Source organism: Mesorhizobium sp. M1163 (assembly GCF_040318415.1).
GTDB lineage: Bacteria > Pseudomonadota > Alphaproteobacteria > Rhizobiales > Rhizobiaceae > Mesorhizobium.
In genome coordinates, this window is record NZ_JAMYMF010000018.1 from 1 (window position 1) to 22,184 (window position 22,184).

Sequence of the window (22,184 nt, forward strand, 5' to 3'; positions counted from 1 at the left end):
ACAGCGCCCCGCCCCCCTGGGCGGGCGCTTTCCGTTTCCGCTACTTGCGATGGGCCGGGGCGCCCGGGAGCAGTCGCAGCGTGTACAGCTTGACGAAGCCCTGCACGTCGCGCTGGTCGTACACCGAAATCTCCCTGAAGGCGTGGAGGCGGAAGCCTGTTCGGGCCCTTGCGGCCGGCCACGATGACGTTGCCCTTCCAAACCTTCAGCCGGACGGTGTTGTTGTTGACCCGCTCCATTAGATGCCAAACCAAACATATTCGGCGGGAGCACTGATCCTGAATCAGCGAGCGGATGCAGTCGGTCGCCGCTCGGGGAGCAATATAGGGAGCTGGGTCGCCAGATCCTCACGGAGACCTACGTGAGTAACCATTCCTTGAAGGATTCAGCTTTGAGACCTTTCCCTCTGACTTCCGCTATTTGGGGAATTCTGTTGATCAGCGGCGTGGTGAACGTGCTTGCGCTGATCTCGCCGGTGTTCATGCTTCAGGTCTACGACCGCGTTCTGGCAAGTGGCAGCGTATCGACGCTAGTGGGGCTCGTCGTGCTTGCTACAGGGCTTTATGCGTTCCAGTGCCTGCTCGACATTTTGCGCGCGCGCGTGCTGCTGCGGATTGGCGAGCGTTTCGATGAACAGTTTTCCGGACGCGTTCACGATGCGATCGTTCGCCTTCCGCTTTCAACGCGCATGCCGGGCGACGGCTTGCAGCCGCTACGCGATCTCGACAATGTTCGCGGATTCTTAGGTGGAAACGGCCCGACAGCGTTCTTCGATCTGCCATGGATGCTGCTTTATCTTGGCATTTGCTTCCTCTTTCATTTCTGGATCGGCATGACGGCACTTGTCGGGGCGATCGGTCTCACATCTCTGACACTCCTTACCAACACTCTCTCGCAAGGGTCGATACGCGATACCATTGACCACAACATGGTACGCAATGGTCTACTGCAAGCAGCGCGTTGCAATGCCGAGGTCGTGCAAGCTCTCGGTCTGGGAAAGCGGATCGCTGCCCGATGGCACAAGGCCAATGCCAAGTATCTGGCCGCCAGCCGGAAAGCCGGGGACGTGGCAGGTGGGCTGGGTGCCATTTCAAAGTCGCTGCGCGTGCTGCTGCAATCGGCCATTCTTGCCGTCGGCGCGTACCTTGTGATCAGGCAGGAGGCTAAGGCCGGGGTCATGATTGCAAGTTCGATCATGATGGGGCGTGCGCTGGCTCCGGTCGATCTGGCCATTTCAAGCTGGAAACCCTTCCTCATGGCGCGCCAGGGTTGGGCGCGGCTGGAGGACCTCCTGGGAAAGGTTCCTGAAACCGCTCCTGTTATGCCAATGCCTGCACCTGAACGCGAACTCCGCCTCGAAGGCGTGACAATCGTTCCGCCCGGCGAAAGGAAGCCGACCGTGACCGGCCTTGCGTTTGCCGTTCAGGCGGGAAGCGCACTCGGGATCATCGGTGCATCGGGTTCGGGCAAGTCGACACTCTCGCGCGCCATCGTCGGCGCATGGACGCCGGTCGCCGGAAAGGTTCGCATCGACAGCGCAAGCCTCGATCAATGGGACCGGGAAGCGCTAGGCCGTCATATCGGCTATTTGCCGCAAGGTGTTGAACTGTTCGACGGCACCATTGCCGAAAACATCGCTCGTTTTGAAGATAATCCTGACCCTGAGGCTATTGTCACCGCGGCGAAAGCAGCGGGCACGCACGAACTGATCCTCCGATTTGAGCACGGCTACGAAACTCCGATTGGTGAGGCCGGATCGGCACTTTCCGCCGGGCAGCGCCAGCGTATCGGTCTTGCCCGTGCTCTTTATCGAGATCCTTTCCTTGTTGTGCTGGATGAACCCAATGCCAATCTCGATGCGGAAGGCGAGGCTGCGGTCGTCAAGGCGATCGCCTCCGTGCGCGGGCGCAAGGGCATTGCGGTTGTCGTCGCCCATCGGCCGAGCGCCATCCGCGCCGTGGATTTTGTGTTGGTCATGGAAGGTGGACGGCAGCGAGCATTCGGTGCGCGTGATGAAGCGCTTTCCAAAGTCTTGAAGAGGGCAGCGATGGCACCAGGCGCTGGCGTCAAGGCCATCGAGTCTACACAGGATAACGTGGGAGAGCGCGCTGACATGGAGGATCCCGGTGTCCGGCATTCATCAGAACAATGACGTTTCCAGGTCCATTCGCCGGCACCTGGTGGCGGGCCTGCTGGCGAGCGTGATCTTTGTGGGAGGAGCCGGAGCCTGGGCGGCCTTCACGAATCTCTCCGGCGCGGTTGTCGCGTCCGGACACTTTGTCGTCGATTCCTATGTGAAGAAGGTGCAGCACCCGACCGGCGGGGTGGTGGGAGAAATCCTGGTGAGCGAAGGTGATAGAGTAAAAGCCGGCGACATCCTCATGCGGCTCGACGCCACCCAGACGCGCGCCACTCTCGCTGTAGTCACCAAGCGGCTCGATGAGCTGGCCGCCAACCTGGCACGACTCGAAGCTGAGCGTGACGATCTGGCGGAGATCGCCTTCCCGGACTGGCTGCTCGCCCGCAGAGATGTTCCGGACGTAGCTTCGGCAGTACATGGCGAGACGCGGCTGTTCGAATTCCGCAGACAATCCCGCGACGGAAGGCAGGCGCAGCTAGCGGAACGCATCACTCAATATGAGCACGAGATCGAGGGGCTCAAGGCGCAGGAAATCGCTTGTGAGAAAAGCACCGAGATTCTCGAAAAGGAAATTGCTGCCTTGAGTGGGCTGCGCGACCAAGGCATTGTCTCGGACCAACGCTTGAACAGTCTGAAGACGCAGGTTGCCACTTTCGGCGGCGAACGCGGTGAGAAGATTGCACATCAGGCACAGACGGCAGCCCGCATATCCGAAACGCGCCTGCAGATCCTGCAGATGGATCCGGATTTCAAGACGGAAGTCGGCCAGGAGCTCAGAGAGGTTCAGGCGCAGGTTGGGGAGTATGTTGAGCGCAAGGTGGCGGCTGAACAGGAACTGCGACGGATCGATATTGTCGCGCCGCAGTCAGGCGCCATTCAACAACTCGCAGTTCATACGGTCGGAGGAGTGATCACGCCCGCCGATCCGATTATGCTAATCGTGCCGGAAGGCGACGATCTTGCGCTTGAAGCACGAATCACCCCGAAGGACATCGACCAAATCCAGCTTGGTCACAAGGCCGTGCTGCGGATGTCAGCCTTCAATCTGAGGACCACGCCGGTATTGAACGGATATGTCAGCCGGATCGCAGCCGATCTGGCGACGGACGAAAAAAACGGCGTTTCGTATTACCTGGTGCGTCTGTCGGTTCCGCATGCGGAACTGACGAAGCTCAAGGACCTGACGCTCGTGCCCGGCATGCCGGCCGAAGCGATGATCCAGACGGGCGAGCGTACGGCGCTTTCTTATTTTGTGAAGCCGCTGTCGGACCAAATCAGTCGCGCATTCCATGAGGAATGAAAGTGATCCACAGAAATATTTTGTTGGTATTCTTGTTGGTTGTTACGCATGCATGAGAGTCACAACCGTCTGAAAACACAACCATGCGTTCCTCAGTTGGATTGCGCCTCTGACTCAGATACGTGGTTCCGCGGTCATTTTGCCCTTGCAAGTCGCCGCCCATTCAGTTCTTGGCCTCGAGCGCATTAAGATACCCATCATCGTACACAAAGGCTGGAAAAGAGTCCGGTGTCTTGAGCGATCCTAGGTCTGGAGACCTAGGGTGAGCCTGCAAGCACAGGGCCAGGACATGATTGAGCGTCTGCAATATTCGGACAGGTGCATAGAAAGACAGGCAGGCGCCAAAGACGCGCTTTCAACGCACTAAACCGATGCTGCGCACCCCGAGCGTCTTGCCGCCCTCGCTCCCGCCGGTAGGAATCAATCGCGAGCAGGCTGCGACGTTCATCGGCGTAAGCTCAACGACCTTTGATGAAATGGTCCAGGACGGCCGGATGCCGCAGCCACGAATGCCGAGCAAGGGGCGCATTGTTTGGGACGTCGAGGAACTTGTATTGGCGTTTCGAAAGCTCCCTCACCGCCAAATCGGAGGAGCACCAAAGCTTGACGAAGATTCGCCGCCACTAGACAATCCTTGGGATCGAAAACCACGAACATGACGGATGAGCCCGTGAAGGTCGCTCTTAAGGGCGTAGTGAAGGACACTGATCGCCACGGCAATGATCGGTACTATTTTCGCGCACCGGGTCGGAAGAAGGTCCGGCTCCGTGAACCGACCGGCAGCGACGAGTTCCTCGAGGAACTGCGGTGCGCGCGCGCCGCGGTCACTTATGTTCGGCCCGGCACTCTTCCCGAGATTTGCCGGCGCCTCCCCAAGCCTTCCGAGCCAGCGAAGAAAGGCACGTTGCTGTGGCTTTGCCAGGAGTATTACCGTCGGGGCGGCACGGAAATCACCCAAGACACTATGGCGCGCCGACGAGCAATTCTGGAGCGCGTATGCGAATTACCTCATCCCCTCGAAGGTGACCCGGATCCTCAGTATCCCACCAAGGGATCTCTGCCATTCGCCGGTATGAAACGGTCTCATGTTAAGGAGATCAGGGACACCAGGCTCGACGCCCTTGGCGCGGCAAACAATATCGTAAAAGCCATCAGCGCGATGTTTGAGTGGGCAAAGGACACAGAGATTCCGGGCGTCGACTCCAATCCCGCCCGCGGCATCAGACGGCTAAAGAGCGGCGACGGCTGGCACCCATGGGACGTGTCGGAGATCGTTCAATATGAGAAGCGGCATCCGCTGGGTACCGCAGCCAGACGTGCGCTCTCGATCTTCATGTTTACTGGCCTGCGGTTGTCCGACGTCGCGATCTTCGGTCGACAGCACATCACGCTCGTCTACAACGAGGAGACCGAGCAGTGGGAGAAGTGGATCAGAATTAAGCCTGGGAAGACCAGTCGTAACAAGGATGCGGTGTTGGTGGAGCTCCCGCTTCTGCCCGAACTAGAGGCGGAACTTGAGCACACGCCCTCCGACCAGATGACCTTCCTGGTCAATGAGTATGGTCGCCCGTTCTCGGAGAACGGTCTGGGCAACAAGATGCGCCAGTGGTGTGATCAAGCTGAGCTGCCGCACTGCAGTGCTCATGGAATTCGCAAGGCCGGCGCGACGATCGCCGCTGAGAACGGCGCGACGCACGAGCAGCTGAAGGCGATATATGGGTGGACTACGTACCAGCAGCCCGACCACTACATCAAGAAAGCGCGTCGCCGGAAGGTAGCGAGAGCGGCGAAATACCTGCTGGTTATCGATCGAAAAGAGAACAAAATTGTCCCACTTTCTGAGGGGGTTGAAAGAGGTGGGACAAAAATGGCCAAAAAATCCAATTAAATCAAGGGCCACAAAAGCCAATGGTGGGCCCGGAGGGACTCGAACCCCCAACCAAGCGGTTATGAGCCGCCGGCTCTAACCATTGAGCTACAGGCCCCACGGCGTTGGATTAGTGTTTTTCCCTGAAACGCACAAGGCTTTCAGAACGGCTTTCCGAGGGGGCTGGCCGAGACCGCCAAATCAGCCCATATTGATAACCTATTGCACGTCCCCCATTGGAGCCGCTCGACACTCGGCAGTCTTGGGATCGCAGATCGAGGAGATTTCATGACCAGACGTATTTTGCCACTGGCGATTGCCGCCGCAATCGCATTTCCGGCGATCGCCGGCGCCGCCGATTCGCCGCCGCCGCCGCGCATCGTCGTCACCGGCGAAGGCGAGGCGGCAATAGCACCCGATCTGGCTCTGCTGACGCTCAGCGTCATGCGCGAGGCCAAGACGGCGCGTGCCGCGCTCGATGCCAATAACGACGCCATGGCCGCGGTGATCGCGGCAACGAAATCGTCCGGCATCAAGGAGCGCGACCTGCAGACCGCGGGCATCCAGATCAACCCGCGCTATAACTACACCAACAAGCCCGACGGCAGCCAGGAGGCCGAACTTGTCGCCTATCAGGTGACCAACACGCTTTCGGTGCGCATCCGCGACATCGACAAGACCGGCGACATTCTCGACAAGGCGGTGTCGCTCGGCGTCAACCAGGGCGGCGGCATCTCCTTCTCCAACGACGATCCGGCGGCAGCCGTCACTGAAGCGCGCAAGAAGGCCGTCGCCAATGCCATGGCCAAGGCCAAGACGCTGGCCGAAGCGGCCGGCGTCGGCATCGGCCGGGTTCTGGAAATCACCGACCAGAATTTCGCACCGCCGCCGATGCCAATCAACGCCAAGGCTTTCGATGCGGCCGGCGCATCGGTCCCCGTGCAGGCCGGCGAGAATTCCTATACCGCGCAGGTGACGGTGACTTTCGAACTGAAGTGATCGTCGATCGCAGCACATAAAAAAACCCCGGAGGACCGATCCTCCGGGGTTTTCGAGCCGCACCTTTCCGTCCTGGCGGAAAGAGGCTCCGCTACTTTACCGACTGAAAGACGCCGGCCGCAAAGCTTCGACGGGCTTAGCGATAGATAATCGGACAACCGCGCTCGTTGGCGAATACGATCACCACGCGGTCGCCGTACTGGCGGCCAGCGACCTTGACCGTGCGGCGGTTGATGTCGACGATGCGGGCGCGGCGCAGGCCCATACGTTCGGCCTTGTCGAGGGCACGCTCCGGCGAACAGGAGCGGCGCCAGTTGCGCTCACGGCGGTGTTCGCGATAGTAACCATCATCTTCGTCGCCGGTATAGACGCCGACGCGCGGATCTTGGTTGTTGCCGAAGCCGAGATAGATACTGTCTGCATGGGCTGGGATGGCAGCAAGCGTGCCAAGGCCGACAAGAGCCGAAAGAGCAGCCGTCTTGATGGTGTTGAACATTGTCTTCTCTCCTTGTTTGAGGGTTTCCACCCGTTTTCGTCGAACCGATGGGAGGAGAATGCACCCGCCTGTCTGAATTTTTTGCGAACCGGCCGTTCATCTCCGGTTCATGCGGCAGAACCGGGATAGTCTCTCGCTTCCGGAACCGGTGCTATGGACGGCGGTCCTACATAGGGTGGACCGGCATGGGCGGATAGGCAACGTCCGTTTTGCTGTCGGTTCTGGGTCCTCGATTCCGGAGTAAATCCTAAGGCTCGTCTGCAAGCATATGGTCGAAATAATCCTCCGGCTCGGCAAGCTCCGTCTCGCTGGCGCTGACCCGGCCGCGCATCGAGATGCCGGCCTCGTGCACAGTCTCGTCGCTTCCCGACACCAGCCTGTGCCACCAATAGAGATCGCGGCCCTCGGCAACCAACCGGTAAGCGCAGGTCTTGGGCAGCCAGCTGATGGTGCGCACATTCTGCGGCGTCAGCCCGACGCAATCCGGAACACGCGCCAGCCGGTTGGTATAATCGGAGCAGCGGCAGCTTCCAGCGTCGAACAGCCGGCAGCCGACGCTGGTCCAGTAGATATCTCCGGTGTCCTCGTCTTCGAGTTTGGACAGGCAGCATTTGCCACAGCCGTCGCAGAGCGATTCCCACTCGGCCGGGGTCATCGCCTCCAGCGTCTTGGTTTTCCAGAACGGCTTTTCCATCGTCGGCATGTGGACCTCGGAGGCGTCAAGGTCAAGCGCAGCAACCCATGCACCCTCGTCCGAACAATACGCCGGGACCATACGCCAAGACCATACGAATGACATGAAGTCGCCTTCAAAACGCCGGTCAATCGCCCTGTGCCACCGCTAAGACCTACAAACAGGAACCAAACATGGTTGCTGAAAGTTTGGGCAGGGATGGGACGCCACAAGGAGTGTTTATGATGAAACGCCAACCACGGATTCTGGCAGGCACGGCGCTTGGCCTGTTGATGGCGTCCGCGCCGTTAGGCGCGTTCCCGCTGCCAGGCAGCGCCGCATTCGGCCCCGCTCGGAACAGCGCAGTGCTTATCCCGGCGCAGTCGAATTGCGCCGAAGGCGAGTCGGCCGAAGCCTGTGCCCAAGGCGGGCAGGCGGAGCCGGAACAGAAGCCCGGCAAGAGGCGCGAACGGCAGGAGCGAACCGAAGCACCCGCCGAACAATCAGGCGAGTCCGAGCAAAAGCCGCGCCGGAACAAGCGCGAGCAGCAACAGACCGAATCCGCGCCCGCCGAACAACTCGCGCCCTCGGGCGGAGAGGAGCAGGGCAATCAACGCAGGAAAAAGAGGCAGCAACAGCAGATCGAAGCCGAACAGCCGGCCGAGCAGGCTGCACCCGCGAATGACGATCAGCAGATCAAGCCGCGCAGGAAGAAGCGCGACCAGCAACAGCGGGAAGCCGCACCTGCTGAACAGCCGGCCGAGCAAGCTGCGCCCGCGAGCGACGATCAGCAGCAGCTCAAGCCGCGCAGGAAGAAGCGCGACCAGCAACAGCAGGAAGCCGCACCTGCTGAACAGCCGGCCGAGCAGGCTGCGCCCGCGAACGACGTTCAGCAGCAGCTCAAGCAGCGCAGGAAGAAGCGCGACCAGCAACAGCAGGAAGCCGCACCTGCTGAACAGCCGGCCGAGCAGGTTGCCCCTGCAAACGACAACGAGCAGGGCAATCCGCGCAAGAGGAAGAATAAGCAGGACCAGCAGGCGGCGCCGGCTCTCCCACAGGCCGAGCCACGTCCAACCGACAAGCAAGCCGCTCCTGCTCAAGCCGAACAGCCCCAGGACCAGACGAAGAAACGCGGCAAGAAGCCCGTTGGGGAAGAGCCGGTGACAGGCGAACAGCAGCCCGCAACCGGTGAGCAACCCGCCACCGGCGAACAGGCAGCACCCGCCGAGGGTGGGCCCCCTGCTTCGGGCGAAGCCGCGGCCAACCCGAACGAGGCGCCCATACTGGACAGTCAGAAGGATGTCAGGCGCAGGCACGGCAAGGACCAAGGCGGCCAAAACGCGGGTCGCCAAAATGGCGGCAAAACGGGTGGTCAGGAAGGCAACCAGCCCGTCGAGGAGAACGGCAACCAGGCGGAAGTCTCGAAACCGGCTCCGGTCGACCAGGGGCCGCCCCCGACCGACGACCGGGCAGCGCAGCAGGAGATCAAACCTGAAAAGATCGCTCCCGTGACCGAGGAAAAAGGTAAGCGCGTCGAGCGCTCAGCCGATTTCGAGGATGTTCGTCGTCGTCGGCGCCCGCAAGGCACCAATGTCCTCAGGGAATTCGGCGACCGCGTCATCCTCCAGTTCAACAACCAGACGTTCGTCGAAAGCAGCGACGCCCCGCGTATGCACCGCGGCGCCAGGAATGTCTATTATGAGGACCTGTCGGGCGATCGCACCCGGGAAATCGTGGAGCGTGACAACGGTTTCCGGATCGTCACCATCCGCAACCGCTACGGCGACGTGATCCAGCGTTCACGCATCGCGCCTGACGGACGCGAATATGTGCTGAGCTATGTCGACGAGCGGAACTATGACGATGATGCAGACTGGCGCGACCCGGGCGACGACCTGCCGCCGATGCGCCTTACCATCCCGCAAGAGGAATACATTCTGGATTCCGAAGAGGTCGAGGATCCGGACGACTACTACACCTTCCTCGAACGACCGCCGGTGGAGAAGGTCCAGCGCCTCTATTCGATCGACGAGGTCAAACGCTCGGCCCGCGTGCGCGACATTGCCCGCCGCATCGACCTCGATACGCTCAACTTCGAATTCGGTTCGGCTTCGATTTCCGACACCGAGGTCCAGAAGCTGGAGGGTGTTGCCAACGCCATGGACAAGCTGCTGAAGAAAAACCCGGCCGAGACCTTCCTGATCGAAGGCCACACGGATGCAGTCGGCAAGCCGGAAGCGAACCTTGCATTGTCCGACCGCCGCGCCGAGGCAGTCGCCGAAGCCTTGACCAATGCCTTCGGCATCCCACCGGAGAACCTGACGACACAGGGCTATGGCGAGGAGTATCTCAAGGTAGACACGTCGGGACCCAACCGTGAGAACCGCCGCGTCGCTATCCGCCGCATCACCTCGCTGGTGGCGCCAGTGGCCAGCGCCCAATAAGCGGAATGTGAACCGCGCGATCCGATCAACCATTGAATCGCGCGGTCACCAATCTTGAAACGTGAGGTCACCAATCCCAAATTTTGGAAAGGGCGTCCCTGCCCCGTCCCGACTCCAGCGGGACACACGAGCCCCGCCGGTTCCCCTCCCCGGCGGGGTTTCGTTTTTTAGAACCTTGCAAACCGCCGCAGCCTGCCCGAAATACGGCACTCCGACAACGGAGCCCGGAATCGCCGCATGAAGCGCCTCGAACTCGCCATCGAATCGATCATTCTCGCCTCGCGCTGGCTGCTGGTCGTCTTCTATCTCGGACTGGGCGCGGCGCTTGCCATCTATGCCGTGTCCTTCGGCAAGAAGCTGTTCGAGTTTGTCTCCGTGGCCTTCACGCTCGACGACACCGATACCATCCTGAAGATCCTCGGCCTCATCGACGCCGCGCTGGTCGCCTCACTGGTGGTGATGGTGATCATCTCGGGCTACGAAAACTTCGTAAGCCGCTTCGATGAAAATGACGGCAAGGTGCATTGGCTGGGCACGATCGATGTCGGCTCGCTGAAGGTCAAGGTCGCCTCGACAATCGTCGCCATCTCCTCGATCCACCTCTTGCAGGTTTTCCTGAACTCGGTGTCCTACACGACCGGCCAGCTGATGTGGCTGACCATCATTCATCTGGCCTTCGTTCTGTCGGCACTGATGCTTGCCTATATCGACCGGCTGATGGGTCTTGGCAAAGCCAAGAAAGCCGAAGGCTGAGCACGCGTCTGTGCCGGTCTTTAAGAGATACGCCTGTCAGCTAGATGCTTTCCATCAGTAAATACCTTTGATTTTGGTATCAGTCCGCTCGAACACCTCGTCCGGCACAAAAAAGTCGCCGGCGAGCGGGCCTGTCGCGCCCGGCGCATAGGCTGAGAAATCGCTGACGCCTTCGGCGCGCAGCACTTCTTCGTCGATGTAGAAATTACCGGTTGCCCCGCGCGACGGCCTGACCAGGATGGCGTGTGCGGCATCGGCCATGATGTCGGGCGAACGGCTCATCGTCGCCACCGTCGCCCCGCCCAGGAGGTTGCGCACCGCCGCCGTGTCGATGGTCGAGATCGGCCAGAGCGAATTGACCGCAATGCCATCCCTAGCGAACTCGGCGCTCATGCCCAGCGTGCACATCGACATGCCGAACTTCGCCATCGTGTAGGCGACATGATTCTTGAACCACTTGGCCTTCATGTCTAGTGGCGGCGCCAGATTCAAAATGTGAGGATTTTCCGCCAACCTCAAGTGTGGAATGCACATTTTGGAGACGAGAAAAGTACCGCGCGTGTTGATCTGGTGCATCAGGTCGTAGCGTTTCATGTCGGTCTCCAGCGTGCCGGTGAGTTGGATGGCGCTGGCATTGTTGATGCAGATATCGATGCCGCCGAACGTCTCCACGGTCTTGGCGACGGCTTCGGCGACCTGCGCTTCATCGCGGATGTCGCACAGCGCCGGCAGCGCCTTGCCGCCGGCCCGCTCGATCTCTTGCGCCGCTGTGTAGATCGTCCCCGGCAGCTTCGGATGCGGCTCGGCGGTCTTGGCCGCGATCGTCACATTGGCGCCGTCGCGCGCGGCGCGCAGCGCAATCGCCAGCCCGATGCCGCGTGACCCGCCAGAGATGAACAGCGTCTTTCCCTTGAGCGACATCCTCGCCCCTCCCTGTGCTACTCTCTTTTCTACCATCTTTTCTCCTTGCGATCCTTGCCTGCACCGCCGGCGGATACAAGCGCCCTTAACCCGCAGCGGTGGTGTGACGCTACGGAGGGTCGTGGATTTCGCGGGAGCGCGCGTTGAATCTGTCGGGCAAGTTGGTATATATTCTATACGAAAAGGGAGAATATATAAATGGCCTTATCGATCAAGAATATGGCGGTCGAGCAACTGGCACGTGAGCTCGCCCGCCGGCGCCAGGTATCGGTGACGGAGGCCATCCGTCAAAGCCTCGAGCGCGAGGTTGCGCGCGAGCGGCTTGTGCCGCGCGACGAGACCGGTGACCTTTTTCAACGTCTGATGGCGATTGCGGAACGAGCTGCACGAATACCGGAGCGCAAAGACGCGATGAGCGACGATGAAATTCTCGGTTATGACGAACTGGGTATCCCGACGCGATGATCATCGATTCCTCGGCGCTGGTCGCCATTTTACGCACGGAGCCGGGTTACGACCGCTTCGTTTTGGCGATCACCCAGGCTGAAAGACGTTTGCTTCCGGCACCGACACTGCTTGAAACGACAATGGTGCTCGTCGGCCGCTGGCAGGACCAGATTATCGATCGCTTCGAAACTTTTTTGCGCACCGCCTCGATGGAGACGATCCCCTTCACGGCCGATCACGCCGCGGTCGCTCGTCAGGCGTTCCTGCGCTATGGCAAGGGCCGGCATCCGGCCGCCCTCAACTTCGGCGACTGCATTGCCTATGCTGCGGCACGTATCGAAGCCATGCCGTTGCTGTTCAAGGGTGACGATTTCCGGCTGACCGACATCGAACCGGCTGTTTGATCCACGGCTAGACCAGCACCAGGCCCTGCCGCATGGCGATGGCGATCGCATCGGTGCGGTTGGCGGCACCGAGCTTCGTCAGGATCGCTGCGACGTGGAATTTCGCCGTATGCACGGAGATGTTCAGCCGCCGCGCGATGACCTTGTTGGGCGCGCCTTCGGCGAGCAGTGCCAGCACCTCGCTTTCGCGCGGCGAAAGCGTCGGCCGGACGATTTGCTCGTTACTCGGTTCCTCGTCGAACCGGTCGCTGTCATGAAAGGTAAAATCGTGCCCGTCTGACAGAGCGTGGCTGTCACGCCAAATCCGGTAGCCAGCCGCCGCCAGCCGCGCCGCAGCGGCGATCAGCACGTCGTCCGCTGCCACCGGCAGCACGGCAAACACTGTATCGGCCGGCCGCTCCCCGGCCGCTCGCGACGATAGCAGCACCCGAGGCATAGCGGCGTCGACGAGCCCGCCTTGCACCCCATGATCATCGACGATGGCGACATCCGCCGCCCAACGCCCGTCGACTTCGCCCGCCAGAAAAGGCTGCAGGTCATCGGTCGCAGCGAGAGCCGCGGACAGACTTCGCGCGCGCTCGACGTCACCGAGCACGATCAGCACCGTCAGCCGTCTGCCAGCGACCTCACCGCTTACCATCTATCCCTCAGCTCAGTGGTTTTTCACCGATGGTCAGTGAGACCTCACGGTTCTCGCCGCCGCGCACCACGCCGAGTGTCACCAAGGCACCGGCGCTGTCCGGCCCGAGCTTGCGGATCAGCTCGCGCGGGCCATGCACCGTCTCTGCGTTCCACGATACGATGATGTCGCCGAGACTGAGACCGGCGGCTTTCGCCGGGCCGCTATCGTCAAGGCTCATCACCATGGCGCCCTGTGTATCACCATTGCGGACCGGATGCAGGCCGGCACCAAGATAGCCCCTCGCCACATGACCCTTCTCGCGCAGCGTCGTGACTGCCCGCTCGATCGTTTCGTAAGGCATGACCAGCGCCCGCCGGCGTGGCCCGAACAGCAGCATGCCGATCAGTCCGCCCTTGGCGTCGAGTACAGGGCCGCCCTCGAAACGGCCGCCGGCATTGACGGCAAGGTTGATGCGCCGGTCGATCGTGCCGCCGCGCATTGAACGCCAGGCCGGGCCGACCTCGCCGACCGTGCCGAAGGTAGCGAGCGAGGTGCCGTCGCTATTGCCCGCGACGATCGCCAGATTGCCCGGCCGCACTGCATCCGCCTTCACCAGGGACGGCACGCTTGGTGCGCCGGTGGGTTTCAAAACGGCCGTGCCGGTGGACGGGTCGCGGCCGACCAGCTCGGCCTTGACGGTTTCGCCCGAAGGAAACGTCAGCTCGATCTCCTCGCCGGCCTCGACCGCCTCCTCGGCAGTGACGAAATAGCCGTCCTGCCAGTGGAAAGCGGTAGACGTGCGGTGGTGGTGCGTCGCGAAGCTGGCCGTCGCTGGAGCCGCGGCTGCGGCGATGTCGGCAATGGCGTCGGAAAATGTGCTCAGATTGAAATCGCTCATGATTTGTCTCCTGGGTTCCTCGTGACCCAGATATCGCCCGGCAGGGCGTTGGCGGATACTCGCCTGACGGCTAGTTGGGCGTTTGACTGGCCATCTGGTCAGGTCGCGGCCGGTCCGGCCGCTCCGCACATATAGGCATTGTTCATCTTGTTCCAAAAGCTACGGAGCCCCGCAGATGGCCCTGCCCGCCCAGCAATTGCAATATGACGATGCCCTTCTCGATGCCTATTCGGCGACGGTCGCCGATGCCGTCGACCGCATCGGGCCCGCCGTCTGCCGCATCGAGCGTGTCGGTGGCCCGGGCGGCCATGGCTCAGGCTTCGTCATCACGCCGGACGGGCTGGTCGTCACCAACTTCCACGTCGTCGGCGATGCGCGCAGTGTGCGCGTGTCGATGCCGGACGGCGCCTCCAGGGAAGGCCGCGTGCTCGGCCGCGACCCCGACACCGACATTGCGCTGGTGCGCGCCGACGGCAACTTTGCCGACGTTGCGCCGCTTGGCGATTCCAAGCGTTTGAGGCGCGGCCAGATTGCAATTGCCATCGGCAACCCGCTCGGCTTCGAATGGACCGTCACCACCGGCGTCGTCTCGGCGCTCGGCCGCTCGATGCGTGCCTCCACCGGCCGGCTGATCGACGACGTCATCCAGACTGACGCCGCGCTCAACCCCGGCAATTCCGGCGGACCGCTGGTGTCCTCGGCCGGCGAGGTGATCGGCGTCAACACCGCGATGATCCACGGAGCGCAAGGCATCGCGTTCGCGGTTGCCTCCAACACCGCCAATTTCGTCATCTCGGAGATCATCCGCTTCGGCCGCGTGCGCCGCGCCTTCATCGGCGTTTCCGCCGACACCACCAACCTGCCGCGCCGCGCAGCACTCTTGTCGCAAGTGTCGAGCAGCACGGCGGTGCGCCTGCGCAGCGTCGAGAAGAACAGCCCGGCGGACAAGGCCGGCCTCAGGGAAGGCGACATTATTGCCGCCATCGACGGCCGCCCGGTCACCGGCGTCGACGATCTTGTGCGCATGCTCGACGCCGAGCGCATCGGCCGCGAGACACTGTGCACGGTGGTGCGCCGCTCCGGCATTGCCCAGGTCACGGTGATGCCGTTGGCGAGGGCAAGCTAGCTCGCTGCAGCACCCTGCGCATATTGCGCCAGGAATTCCGGGCTCGGCGGGATCGGCCTGATCACGTCGATCAGCACGCCGTTGGGATCCTTGGTGATGAAATGGCGCTGGCCGAAGGGTTCGTCGCGCAGCGTTAGCAGGATCGGCAGGCCGGCGGCGGTGATCCGCTCATAGACGGCTTCGGGTCCCTGACCTCGAAATTGATCAGCACGCCAGACGCGCGGCCCCGCCCCTCCTCCGGGATCGTCTCATGATCGCCCTGGACGATGCCGAGGTTGACGCGGCGATCTTCGGCTGAGCGCAGATGGATGTACCAGTCGGCCTCGAACAGCGGCTTGAAGCCGAAATGCGCGACATAAAAGGCTGCAGTGCCGGCAACATCGCCCGTCATCAGCACCGGATAATAGCTCGTCGTCCTCATCTTTCCTTCTCCCGGCGAACAACATACAATCTGCATGTAAATGTAACTAACATACAGGCTGAATGTATGCTACAGCGATCCGCTCGCCGCTCCAACCGTGATCGCACCGAAGCGACACGCGCCGAGCTCATCGCCGCGGCGCGAAAACTGTTCACCGAAAAATCCTATGCCGAGACCAGCACACCCGAGATCGTCGCCGCTGCCGGCGTAACGCGCGGCGCGCTTTATCATCACTTTGCAGACAAGCAGGCGCTGTTTGCCGCTGTGGTCGAACAGGAGGCGCAAGCCGTGGCGGAAGAGATCGAACGCGCGTCGCCGCCTTCGCTATTTGCCCGCGATGCGCTGATTGCCGGCTCGGATGCCTATCTGGCTGCCATGCGCGCCCCCGGCCGAACTCGGCTCTTGCTGCTTGATGGCCCCGCCGTGCTCGGCCGCGCCGCCATGGATGCGATCGACAATCGCCATGGCAACCGTTCGCTGCGTGAGGGCCTTGTTGCCGCGATGCGCTCGCACTCTATGACGAGATTGCCTGTGGAAGCACTGACCGCTTTGCTCGCCGCTGCCTTCGACCGCGCAGCGCTCGCCATTGAAGCTGGAGCATCGATCGAAGACTATCGCGCCGTTCTCATCGCGCTGATCGACGGTCTGTCTCCGGCTCCTCCTTAGGCACCTCACCCGGCTCGAATTCGTTGAAACAACCAAGCTGGCGCTTGAACTGATCGATCAGCCAGGCGGCCGCCGGTTTCGGGCTGCGATCGGCGCGGTGCATGGCATAAAGCGGCGAGCGGACTTCGCTGTAAGGCTCGAGATCGAGTTCGACGAGCCGGCCGTTCGCCAGATCATCGGCAATCAGCCATCGCGGCAGCCCGCCCCAGCCCAGCCCCTCGCGCATCAGCACGTGCTTGGTGCGCACATCCGTCAGCCGCCAAGTGCGGTAGGCGAAGACGCCATAGTCGCGCCCGCGCGTACGCTCGGACTGGTCCGAGACGACCAGTTGGATGTGTTCGCGGACATCCTCCAGCGCCACTGGTCTGGGCAGCAGCGCCAGCGGGTGATCAGGCGCTGCGGCCGGCACCAGGGAGAAGAAACCGATGCGCAGCAGATTCACGTCCGCCTCGCCCAGAAGCCCTCCGATGCCGAGATCGGCCTGTCCGCCGACAACATGATCGAGGATAAGGCCAAGCGAGCCGATATGCAGACGCAGTGTCACGGCCGGAAACTGCACCTCGAATGCCTTTAGCACCCGAACCAGCACCGGCGACGGTAGCGTCACGTCGACCGACAGCGCAACTTCCGCCTCCAATCCCTGCCGATATCCGTCGATACGCGAGCGGATGCGTTGCAGCACGCCGACCATGCGCCGCGCATCTTCCAGCGTCGCCTTGCCGACATCGGTCAGTTGCGGCTCACGCGTGCCCTCACGCTCAAACAGCTTCAGCCCAAGCTGCGCTTCGAGGTTGGCAATGGCGTAGCTGATGACCGACTGCGCGCGGTTGAGCTTACGGCCGGCAGCCGAGAAGGAACCGGTGTCGGCCACCGCAACCAGGATCTGCAGTTGGTCAAGCGTCGGGTTGGGCTGCATCTTTCAATCCACAATTTAGATGGATCATATACAAAATATGCCAGTTTTTCAAATGGGTCTGCGCACACATATTTGCCGGGAGATTTTAATCCAACCCTGGAGAGTCACCATGTCCATCCTTCTTGTCACATCCAGCCCACGCGGCGCCGCCTCGCACTCGACCCGCGTCGCCAACCCGCTGCCGCATATCGACCCCGACTATTCGACCGGCATCTATACGCCGGCCGAAGCGCGCACCCAGCGCCAGGCTGAGGTCGTCGGCGTTTCCGATACTGTACTGGACGAGCTGTTTGCGGCCGACACCGTCATTCTCGCCACTGGCTTCATCAACTTCAACATCTCGTCGACGCTGAAATCCTGGGTCGACCACGTCGCCCGCTCCGGCAAAACCTTTGCTTATGGCGATGCTGGCCCGAAAGGCCTCGTCACCGGCAAGAAAGTCTATATCGTGCTGGCCTCGGGCGGCATCTATTCCGAAGGTGCAGCCGTGCAGTTCGATCATGCCATTCCCTACCTGCGCAGCGTGCTCGGCTTTCTCGGCATGACCGATGTGGAGGTCATCCGCATCGAAGGAGTCGGCATGGGCGCCGATGCGGTAGCAGCAGCGCTGGCCAAGGCCTCGACCAAGGTCGACGCCATTGTGGCTGCAACCGGAAGCGCCGAGCGCGTCGCCGCCGCGGCGTAAAGCCAGCATCGTTTGAATTGAACAAGGGCAGGCGCTCGGTGCCTGCCCTTGCTGTCGTTGGCGACAACCTATTGTGGTGGGCCAACAACTGCCATTGGTTATTCCGCTTGTCTGCGCTATCGGTCGCGGATGTTCCTGTCCGTTGCCACAACGCACCGTCCGGCCACCGATCTCGGTTTCCTGCTGCACAAGCATCCCGATCGTTTGCACGAGACCGACCTCTCCTTTGGCAAAGGGTGGCTATTCTATCCCGAAGCGACCGAAGAGCGTTGCGAGGCAGCACTCCTGCTCGATGTCGACCCGATAGGGCTAGTGCGCGGCAAGGGGCGAGCGGAAGGCTTGCTGGACCAATATGTGAACGACCGGCCTTACGCGGCATCGTCTTTCCTGTCCGTGGCGCTAAACAAAATGCTGCGGACGGCGATGACCGGAATGTCAAAGGAGCGCCAGGAACTGGCTAGCGGCGAACTGCCGCTGGAGGCAGTCGTGACTCCACTGCCGATGCGCGGCGGTGAGGCTCTGGTTCGAAGCCTGTTCGAACCCTTGGGCTGGACAGTCGATCTGACGCCAATCGAGGGAATCGGGTCTGGTGCAGGCGAGTCCCGGTACGGCCATCTGAAGCTGACCGGCACGGGCCGGCTCAGCGCCTTGTTGAACCACCTCTACGTGCTGATCCCGGTGATGGACGATGCCAAGCATTATTGGGTCGGCGAAGCAGAGGTCGACAAGCTGCTGTCCAAGGGAGAGGGCTGGCTGGAAAAACATCCCGCCAAGGACCTGATAGTTCGCCGATACTTGCGCAACCGCGGTGCCTTGGCCCGCATCGCTCTGGAACGACTGGTTCCTGAAACGGCCAGGGAGACTTTGCCGCCCGAACTGCGTGTCACACCTGAGGAAGCGCTGGAGACGCCGATCCGGCTCAACGATCTGCGCATGGAAGCTGTTGTCCGAGCCATCCAGGCAACGGGTGCAACCACGGTTGCGGACCTGGGATGCGGCGAAGGCAAGCTACTTTATCGGCTCGTGCGCGAGCGATGGGTCCATAAGCTGTTCGGGTTGGATCCAGCGGCACGCGAACTGGAATGGGCTGCAAAGCGTCTCAAGCTGAACGAGTTTGGCGGGCCGCCGGAGGGCCGGGTTACGCTGCTGCACGGATCTCTGACATACCGGGACGGCCGCTGGGCGGCAGCCGACGTCGCCGTGCTGGTCGAGGTCATCGAGCATCTCGACGAGGACAGGCTGCCCCTGGTCGAACGCATCGTTTTCGGCGAGACGGCGCCTAAATCCGTCATCGTGACCACTCCGAACGCGGACTACAACGCTCTGTTTCCCAGATTGGCCCCTGGCGCATTTCGCCATCCCGATCACCGTTTCGAATGGAGCCGGGCTCAGTTCGAAACCTGGGCGGCCAAAATCGGTGAGATCTATGGCTATGCAGCCACCTTCAGCGGTATCGGAGCCCAGGATTCTACCCTCGGCGCGCCCACGCAGATGGCGGTGTTCACCCGATGAGAGAACTGGACAAGACCGATCTCGCCATTCCTGACTTTGCCCTCGTCGTGCTGATCGGCTCGACCGGATCGGGCAAGTCGACTTTCGCGGCCAGCCATTTTCTGCCGACCGAGATCATCTCCTCGGATCAGTGCCGGGCGCTGGTCTCCGACGATGAGACCGACCAGGACGTCTCTGCAGATGCCTTCGATCTGGTGCGCGAAATAGCCGGCAAGCGGCTTAAACACCGCAGGCTGGCCGTCATCGACGCCACCAACGTGCGAGCCGCCGACCGCAAGGCCTGGATTGAGCTGGCGCGCAAGTGGCACGCTTTGCCCGTCGCCGTGGTCCTCGATCCAGGCGTCGAGGTGTGCGTCGCACGCAATGCGGTGCGAGCCGACCGGCCGGTCGGCGCCGGGGTCGCCCAGCGCATGACAACCGAGATCCGCAAGGGTCTTGGCGGCCTGCAACGCGAGGGCTTCCGCCAGGTCTGGACGCTTACCAGCGAGGCCAGCATCGACGCGGCCGAGGTGTCGCGGCAGCCGCTATGGACCGACAAGCGCGACGACCACGGCCCGTTCGATATCATTGGCGACATCCACGGCTGTTCGGATGAACTTCAGATGCTGCTCGCTCGACTGGGCTACAGCGTCGCCTGGTCTGAACATCAGGGCGACCGAACGGCCACTGTGATCCCGCCGGAGGGCCGCAAGATCGTCTTTGTCGGCGACCTCGTCGATCGCGGCCCCAACTCGCCCGACGTACTGCGCATCGCCATGAGCATGGTCGCGGCCGGGACCGCCTATTGTGTCCAGGGCAACCATGAACGCAAACTCGGCCGCTGGCTGGAAGGTCGCAAGGTCACGGTCGCCCACGGCCTCGAGCAGACGATAGACCAGTTGAACACGCAGGACCGCGGCCTGCGAGAGGCGCTGCCGGCCTTTCTCGACGGCCTGCGCAGCCACGTCTGGCTGGACGGCGGACACCTCGCCGTCGCCCACGCCGGTCTCAAGGAGGAAATGATCGGACGCGGCTCCGGCGCCGTGCGCGAGTTCGCTCTGTACGGCGAGACCACAGGCGAGACTGACGAGTTCGGGCTGCCCGTCCGCGCGGACTGGGCCGCAGCCTACCGTGGCAAGACAGCCGTAATTTATGGACATACGCCAACGCTGTCGGCCGAGTGGGTCAACAACACCCTGTGTATCGACACTGGATGCGTGTTCGGCGGCAAGCTGACGGCCTTACGCTGGCCGGAACGCGAACTAGTAGAGGTGCCGGCAATCCAGACATGGTCGGAGCCGATACGTCCGCTGGGCGGGTCCTGTCTGGGCAAATCGGCACAGGCCGACGCCGACGGCGTGCTCGATTACCAGGATGTCTCCGGTCGCCGCTGGATCGAGACCGGGCTGAGGGGCCGGATTGTGGTGGCCGAGGAGAACGCCTCGGCGGCACTGGAAGTGATGAGCCGCTTCGCGCTGTCGCCGCAATGGCTGATCTATCTGCCGCCGACCATGTCGCCGTCCGAGACCAGCAGCCAACACGGCTGGCTGGAACGTCCGGAAGATGCCTTCGCTTATTTCCGCGAACGCGACGTCGCCCAGGTCGTGTGCGAGGAAAAGCATATGGGTTCGCGGGCGGTGGTCGCGCTGTGCCGGAACGCGCAGGCGGCGCGCAGCCGCTTCGGGATCCCGGGCGACGAGACCGGCGCAATCTGGACCCGCACCGGACGTTCCTTTTTCAACGACGGCACCATGACGGAAGGCCTGCTCGCTCGTCTCCGGGTCGAGGTCGACGCGGCGGATCTGTGGACGGAATTGAACAGCGACTGGCTGCTGCTGGACACCGAGATAATGCCTTGGTCGGCAAAGGCCGGCAGCCTGATCGAAAGCCAGTATGCGCCGGTGGCGACATCCTCAGCCGCCGGTTTCAAGGTCAGCCGCGAGGCGCTAGCCCGTGCGATGGCGCGCGGCGTCGATGCGGCCGGCCTGAACGCACGCCTTGAAGACCGGGCCGCCCGTGCGGCTAAATACGCCACGGCCTGGGCGCCTTACGTGTGGCCGGTCTCCGGCGTCGACGACCTTAAGGTCGCGCCTTTCCACCTGCTCGCCAGCGAGGGACGTGTTTGGTTTGACCAGGATCATGTCTGGCACATGTCGCTCGCGGACCGTCTGGCTGCCCATGTTGGCGTGGTCACGCCGACCCGATGGCGTACGGTTGATCTGGCCGACGGCAGCGCGTGTGCGGAGGCTATTGCCTGGTGGGAGGCGCTGACTGGCCCGGGCGGCGAAGGCATGGTGGTCAAACCACGCGACTTCGTCAGCCGTGGCAAGAAGGGACTCATCCAGCCGGCGCTGAAGGTCCGCGGCCCGGAATATTTGCGCATCATCTATGGTCCCGAATATGACGCGCCGGACAATCTCATCCGCCTGCGAGAACGCGGCCTGAGCGGCAAGCGCAGCCTGGCACTCAGGGAGTTCGCGCTCGGTCACGAGGCGCTGACGCGATTTGTCGCCAAGCAGCCGCTACGCCGCGTTCACGAGTGTGTCTTCGCCGTGCTGGCGCTGGAAAGCGAGCCAATCGACCCAAGGCTGTAATAACGATCTACCCGAAGATCTTCTCGCCTTGCTCATCGACCAGCTGGATGCCCTTCTTGATCGAGATGTCGACAGCGTCATCAAGCCCGGCAAAGCGATCGGCGCGGATGAATTTGTGCTCCTTCATCACGCCGTCGATCTCCTTCGAAACCACGCCGCAGGTCTGGTACTGGCCCTCCGCCTTGTAGGGCGTGGCGCTGATCAAAAATCCCTTGTGCTCGATTTGCTTTACCGGCGCCGCTGTCTTTGGCTCAGCGGCTTCGTTGCCGCCGCCGAAAAGACGCTTCAGAAAAGACATGGGGTATCCTCCAACGGCAATCA

21 protein-coding genes, 1 tRNA gene and 1 pseudogene are annotated in these 22,184 nt (G+C 62.1%); 13 read left to right on the forward strand and 10 right to left on the reverse strand.

The window, feature by feature from the left end; genetic code table 11:
- Nucleotides 1–376: 376 nt before the first annotated feature.
- The 3 genes from NKH43_RS17870 (at nt 377) to NKH43_RS17880 (ending at nt 5,328) form a co-directional block, all read left to right on the forward strand.
- Nucleotides 377–2,152 carry a type I secretion system permease/ATPase gene (locus tag NKH43_RS17870; protein ID WP_352623590.1) on the forward strand — a complete coding sequence of 592 codons (1,776 nt, stop codon included), beginning with the start codon at nt 377–379 and terminating at the stop codon, nt 2,150–2,152.
- Complete coding sequence (locus NKH43_RS17875) at nt 2,127–3,440, forward strand: HlyD family type I secretion periplasmic adaptor subunit (protein ID WP_352859208.1); 1,314 nt, start codon at nt 2,127–2,129, stop codon at nt 3,438–3,440. The genes NKH43_RS17870 and NKH43_RS17875 overlap by 26 nt, the downstream gene beginning before the upstream one ends.
- A gap of 670 nt (nt 3,441–4,110) precedes the next feature.
- On the forward strand, nt 4,111–5,328 hold the full coding sequence (locus NKH43_RS17880; protein WP_352623578.1) for a tyrosine-type recombinase/integrase: 1,218 nt from the start codon (nt 4,111–4,113) through the stop codon (nt 5,326–5,328).
- Nucleotides 5,329–5,349: 21 nt separating this feature from the next.
- On the opposite strand, the gene NKH43_RS17885 is transcribed toward NKH43_RS17880, so the two are convergent.
- Nucleotides 5,350–5,425 (reverse strand) — tRNA-Ile (locus tag NKH43_RS17885).
- 170 nt (nt 5,426–5,595) lie between these two features.
- On the opposite strand from NKH43_RS17885, the gene NKH43_RS17890 reads away from it, so the two are divergent.
- The gene (locus NKH43_RS17890) at nt 5,596–6,306 is read left to right on the forward strand and encodes an SIMPL domain-containing protein (RefSeq protein WP_352859210.1); all 711 of its coding nucleotides are present in this window, start codon (nt 5,596–5,598) and stop codon (nt 6,304–6,306) included.
- 136 nt (nt 6,307–6,442) lie between these two features.
- Here the strand turns inward: NKH43_RS17890 and NKH43_RS17895 are convergent, their stop codons facing one another.
- The 3 genes from NKH43_RS17895 to NKH43_RS17905 form a co-directional block, all read right to left on the reverse strand.
- Entirely contained in the window at nt 6,443–6,802 is a 360-nt protein-coding gene (locus tag NKH43_RS17895; RefSeq protein WP_023719320.1) for a hypothetical protein, read from the reverse strand.
- 247 nt (nt 6,803–7,049) lie between these two features.
- Nucleotides 7,050–7,496, reverse strand: coding sequence for a YcgN family cysteine cluster protein (locus NKH43_RS17900; protein WP_023719321.1), 447 nt, complete (start codon nt 7,494–7,496; stop codon nt 7,050–7,052).
- Nucleotides 7,497–7,978: 482 nt separating this feature from the next.
- Nucleotides 7,979–8,671, reverse strand: a complete 693-nt coding sequence (locus NKH43_RS17905; protein ID WP_352859212.1) for a hypothetical protein — start codon at nt 8,669–8,671, stop codon at nt 7,979–7,981.
- On the opposite strand from NKH43_RS17905, the gene NKH43_RS17910 reads away from it, so the two are divergent.
- Together NKH43_RS17910 and NKH43_RS17915 are read left to right on the forward strand one after the other, a co-directional pair.
- Nucleotides 8,636–9,919, forward strand: coding sequence for an OmpA family protein (locus NKH43_RS17910; protein WP_348633220.1), 1,284 nt, complete (start codon nt 8,636–8,638; stop codon nt 9,917–9,919). The two genes, NKH43_RS17905 and NKH43_RS17910, sit on opposite strands and share 36 nt — an antisense overlap.
- A 237-nt stretch (nt 9,920–10,156) precedes the next feature.
- Nucleotides 10,157–10,672, forward strand: coding sequence for a TIGR00645 family protein (locus NKH43_RS17915; protein ID WP_352859214.1), 516 nt, complete (start codon nt 10,157–10,159; stop codon nt 10,670–10,672).
- Nucleotides 10,673–10,726: 54 nt separating this feature from the next.
- On the opposite strand, the gene NKH43_RS17920 is transcribed toward NKH43_RS17915, so the two are convergent.
- Entirely contained in the window at nt 10,727–11,593 is an 867-nt protein-coding gene (locus NKH43_RS17920) for an SDR family oxidoreductase (protein WP_352859341.1), read from the reverse strand.
- 198 nt (nt 11,594–11,791) lie between these two features.
- Between NKH43_RS17920 and NKH43_RS17925 the strand changes: the two genes are divergently transcribed.
- Together NKH43_RS17925 and NKH43_RS17930 are read left to right on the forward strand one after the other, a co-directional pair.
- Entirely contained in the window at nt 11,792–12,058 is a 267-nt protein-coding gene (locus tag NKH43_RS17925) for a type II toxin-antitoxin system VapB family antitoxin (RefSeq protein WP_023719325.1), read from the forward strand.
- Complete coding sequence (locus NKH43_RS17930) at nt 12,055–12,444, forward strand: type II toxin-antitoxin system VapC family toxin (RefSeq protein ID WP_352859216.1); 390 nt, start codon at nt 12,055–12,057, stop codon at nt 12,442–12,444. Before NKH43_RS17925 ends, NKH43_RS17930 begins: the two co-directional genes overlap by 4 nt.
- A gap of 7 nt (nt 12,445–12,451) precedes the next feature.
- On the opposite strand, the gene NKH43_RS17935 is transcribed toward NKH43_RS17930, so the two are convergent.
- Together NKH43_RS17935 and NKH43_RS17940 are read right to left on the reverse strand one after the other, a co-directional pair.
- Nucleotides 12,452–13,084 carry a helix-turn-helix transcriptional regulator gene (locus NKH43_RS17935; RefSeq protein ID WP_352859218.1) on the reverse strand — a complete coding sequence of 211 codons (633 nt, stop codon included), beginning with the start codon at nt 13,082–13,084 and terminating at the stop codon, nt 12,452–12,454.
- Nucleotides 13,085–13,091: 7 nt separating this feature from the next.
- Nucleotides 13,092–13,964, reverse strand: coding sequence for a S1C family serine protease (locus NKH43_RS17940; protein WP_023719328.1), 873 nt, complete (start codon nt 13,962–13,964; stop codon nt 13,092–13,094).
- Nucleotides 13,965–14,139: 175 nt separating this feature from the next.
- Here NKH43_RS17940 and NKH43_RS17945 point away from each other — a divergent pair, with 175 nt between their 5' ends.
- Nucleotides 14,140–15,090 (forward strand): S1C family serine protease, encoded by a 951-nt coding sequence (locus tag NKH43_RS17945; RefSeq protein ID WP_352639932.1) that lies wholly within the window; start codon nt 14,140–14,142, stop codon nt 15,088–15,090.
- Here NKH43_RS17945 and NKH43_RS17950 read toward each other — a convergent pair.
- A pseudogene (locus tag NKH43_RS17950) lies at nt 15,087–15,511 on the reverse strand (VOC family protein). The gene NKH43_RS17945 and the pseudogene NKH43_RS17950 overlap by 4 nt on opposite strands.
- A gap of 66 nt (nt 15,512–15,577) precedes the next feature.
- Here NKH43_RS17950 and NKH43_RS17955 point away from each other — a divergent pair.
- Entirely contained in the window at nt 15,578–16,177 is a 600-nt protein-coding gene (locus NKH43_RS17955) for a TetR/AcrR family transcriptional regulator (RefSeq protein ID WP_352859220.1), read from the forward strand.
- On the opposite strand, the gene NKH43_RS17960 is transcribed toward NKH43_RS17955, so the two are convergent.
- Nucleotides 16,137–17,093 carry a LysR family transcriptional regulator gene (locus NKH43_RS17960; protein WP_352639934.1) on the reverse strand — a complete coding sequence of 319 codons (957 nt, stop codon included), beginning with the start codon at nt 17,091–17,093 and terminating at the stop codon, nt 16,137–16,139. The genes NKH43_RS17955 and NKH43_RS17960 overlap by 41 nt on opposite strands.
- 109 nt (nt 17,094–17,202) lie before the next feature.
- Here NKH43_RS17960 and NKH43_RS17965 point away from each other — a divergent pair, with 109 nt between their 5' ends.
- Genes NKH43_RS17965 through NKH43_RS17975 form a run of 3 tightly spaced genes read left to right on the forward strand, consistent with a single transcriptional unit; the run spans nt 17,203 to nt 21,863 of the window.
- Nucleotides 17,203–17,778, forward strand: a complete 576-nt coding sequence (locus NKH43_RS17965; protein WP_352859221.1) for an FMN-dependent NADH-azoreductase — start codon at nt 17,203–17,205, stop codon at nt 17,776–17,778.
- Nucleotides 17,779–17,826: 48 nt separating this feature from the next.
- On the forward strand, nt 17,827–19,290 hold the full coding sequence (locus tag NKH43_RS17970) for a 3' terminal RNA ribose 2'-O-methyltransferase Hen1 (protein ID WP_352639935.1): 1,464 nt from the start codon (nt 17,827–17,829) through the stop codon (nt 19,288–19,290).
- On the forward strand, nt 19,287–21,863 hold the full coding sequence (locus NKH43_RS17975; RefSeq protein WP_352859223.1) for a polynucleotide kinase-phosphatase: 2,577 nt from the start codon (nt 19,287–19,289) through the stop codon (nt 21,861–21,863). The genes NKH43_RS17970 and NKH43_RS17975 overlap by 4 nt, the downstream gene beginning before the upstream one ends.
- A 7-nt stretch (nt 21,864–21,870) precedes the next feature.
- Here NKH43_RS17975 and NKH43_RS17980 read toward each other — a convergent pair whose 3' ends face one another.
- Nucleotides 21,871–22,161 (reverse strand): HlyU family transcriptional regulator, encoded by a 291-nt coding sequence (locus tag NKH43_RS17980; protein ID WP_023719334.1) that lies wholly within the window; start codon nt 22,159–22,161, stop codon nt 21,871–21,873.
- Nucleotides 22,162–22,184 lie beyond the last annotated feature (23 nt).

Excerpts from the sequence above, each read along its gene's own strand:
- NKH43_RS17945 (WP_352639932.1), top strand. The coding sequence starts at position 14,140 with ATGGCCCTGCCCGCCCAGCAATTGCAATATGACGATGCCCTTCTCGAT.
- NKH43_RS17960 (WP_352639934.1), bottom strand. The coding sequence starts at position 17,093 with ATGCAGCCCAACCCGACGCTTGACCAACTGCAGATCCTGGTTGCGGTG.
- NKH43_RS17980 (WP_023719334.1), bottom strand. The coding sequence starts at position 22,161 with ATGTCTTTTCTGAAGCGTCTTTTCGGCGGCGGCAACGAAGCCGCTGAG.
- NKH43_RS17965 (WP_352859221.1), top strand. The coding sequence starts at position 17,203 with ATGTCCATCCTTCTTGTCACATCCAGCCCACGCGGCGCCGCCTCGCAC.
- NKH43_RS17930 (WP_352859216.1), top strand. The coding sequence starts at position 12,055 with ATGATCATCGATTCCTCGGCGCTGGTCGCCATTTTACGCACGGAGCCG.
- NKH43_RS17975 (WP_352859223.1), top strand. The coding sequence starts at position 19,287 with ATGAGAGAACTGGACAAGACCGATCTCGCCATTCCTGACTTTGCCCTC.
- NKH43_RS17915 (WP_352859214.1), top strand. The coding sequence starts at position 10,157 with ATGAAGCGCCTCGAACTCGCCATCGAATCGATCATTCTCGCCTCGCGC.
- NKH43_RS17935 (WP_352859218.1), bottom strand. The coding sequence starts at position 13,084 with ATGGTAAGCGGTGAGGTCGCTGGCAGACGGCTGACGGTGCTGATCGTG.
- NKH43_RS17925 (WP_023719325.1), top strand. The coding sequence starts at position 11,792 with ATGGCCTTATCGATCAAGAATATGGCGGTCGAGCAACTGGCACGTGAG.
- NKH43_RS17890 (WP_352859210.1), top strand. The coding sequence starts at position 5,596 with ATGACCAGACGTATTTTGCCACTGGCGATTGCCGCCGCAATCGCATTT.
- NKH43_RS17920 (WP_352859341.1), bottom strand. The coding sequence starts at position 11,593 with ATGTCGCTCAAGGGAAAGACGCTGTTCATCTCTGGCGGGTCACGCGGC.
- NKH43_RS17955 (WP_352859220.1), top strand. The coding sequence starts at position 15,578 with ATGCTACAGCGATCCGCTCGCCGCTCCAACCGTGATCGCACCGAAGCG.
- NKH43_RS17940 (WP_023719328.1), bottom strand. The coding sequence starts at position 13,964 with ATGAGCGATTTCAATCTGAGCACATTTTCCGACGCCATTGCCGACATC.
- NKH43_RS17900 (WP_023719321.1), bottom strand. The coding sequence starts at position 7,496 with ATGGAAAAGCCGTTCTGGAAAACCAAGACGCTGGAGGCGATGACCCCG.
- NKH43_RS17895 (WP_023719320.1), bottom strand. The coding sequence starts at position 6,802 with ATGTTCAACACCATCAAGACGGCTGCTCTTTCGGCTCTTGTCGGCCTT.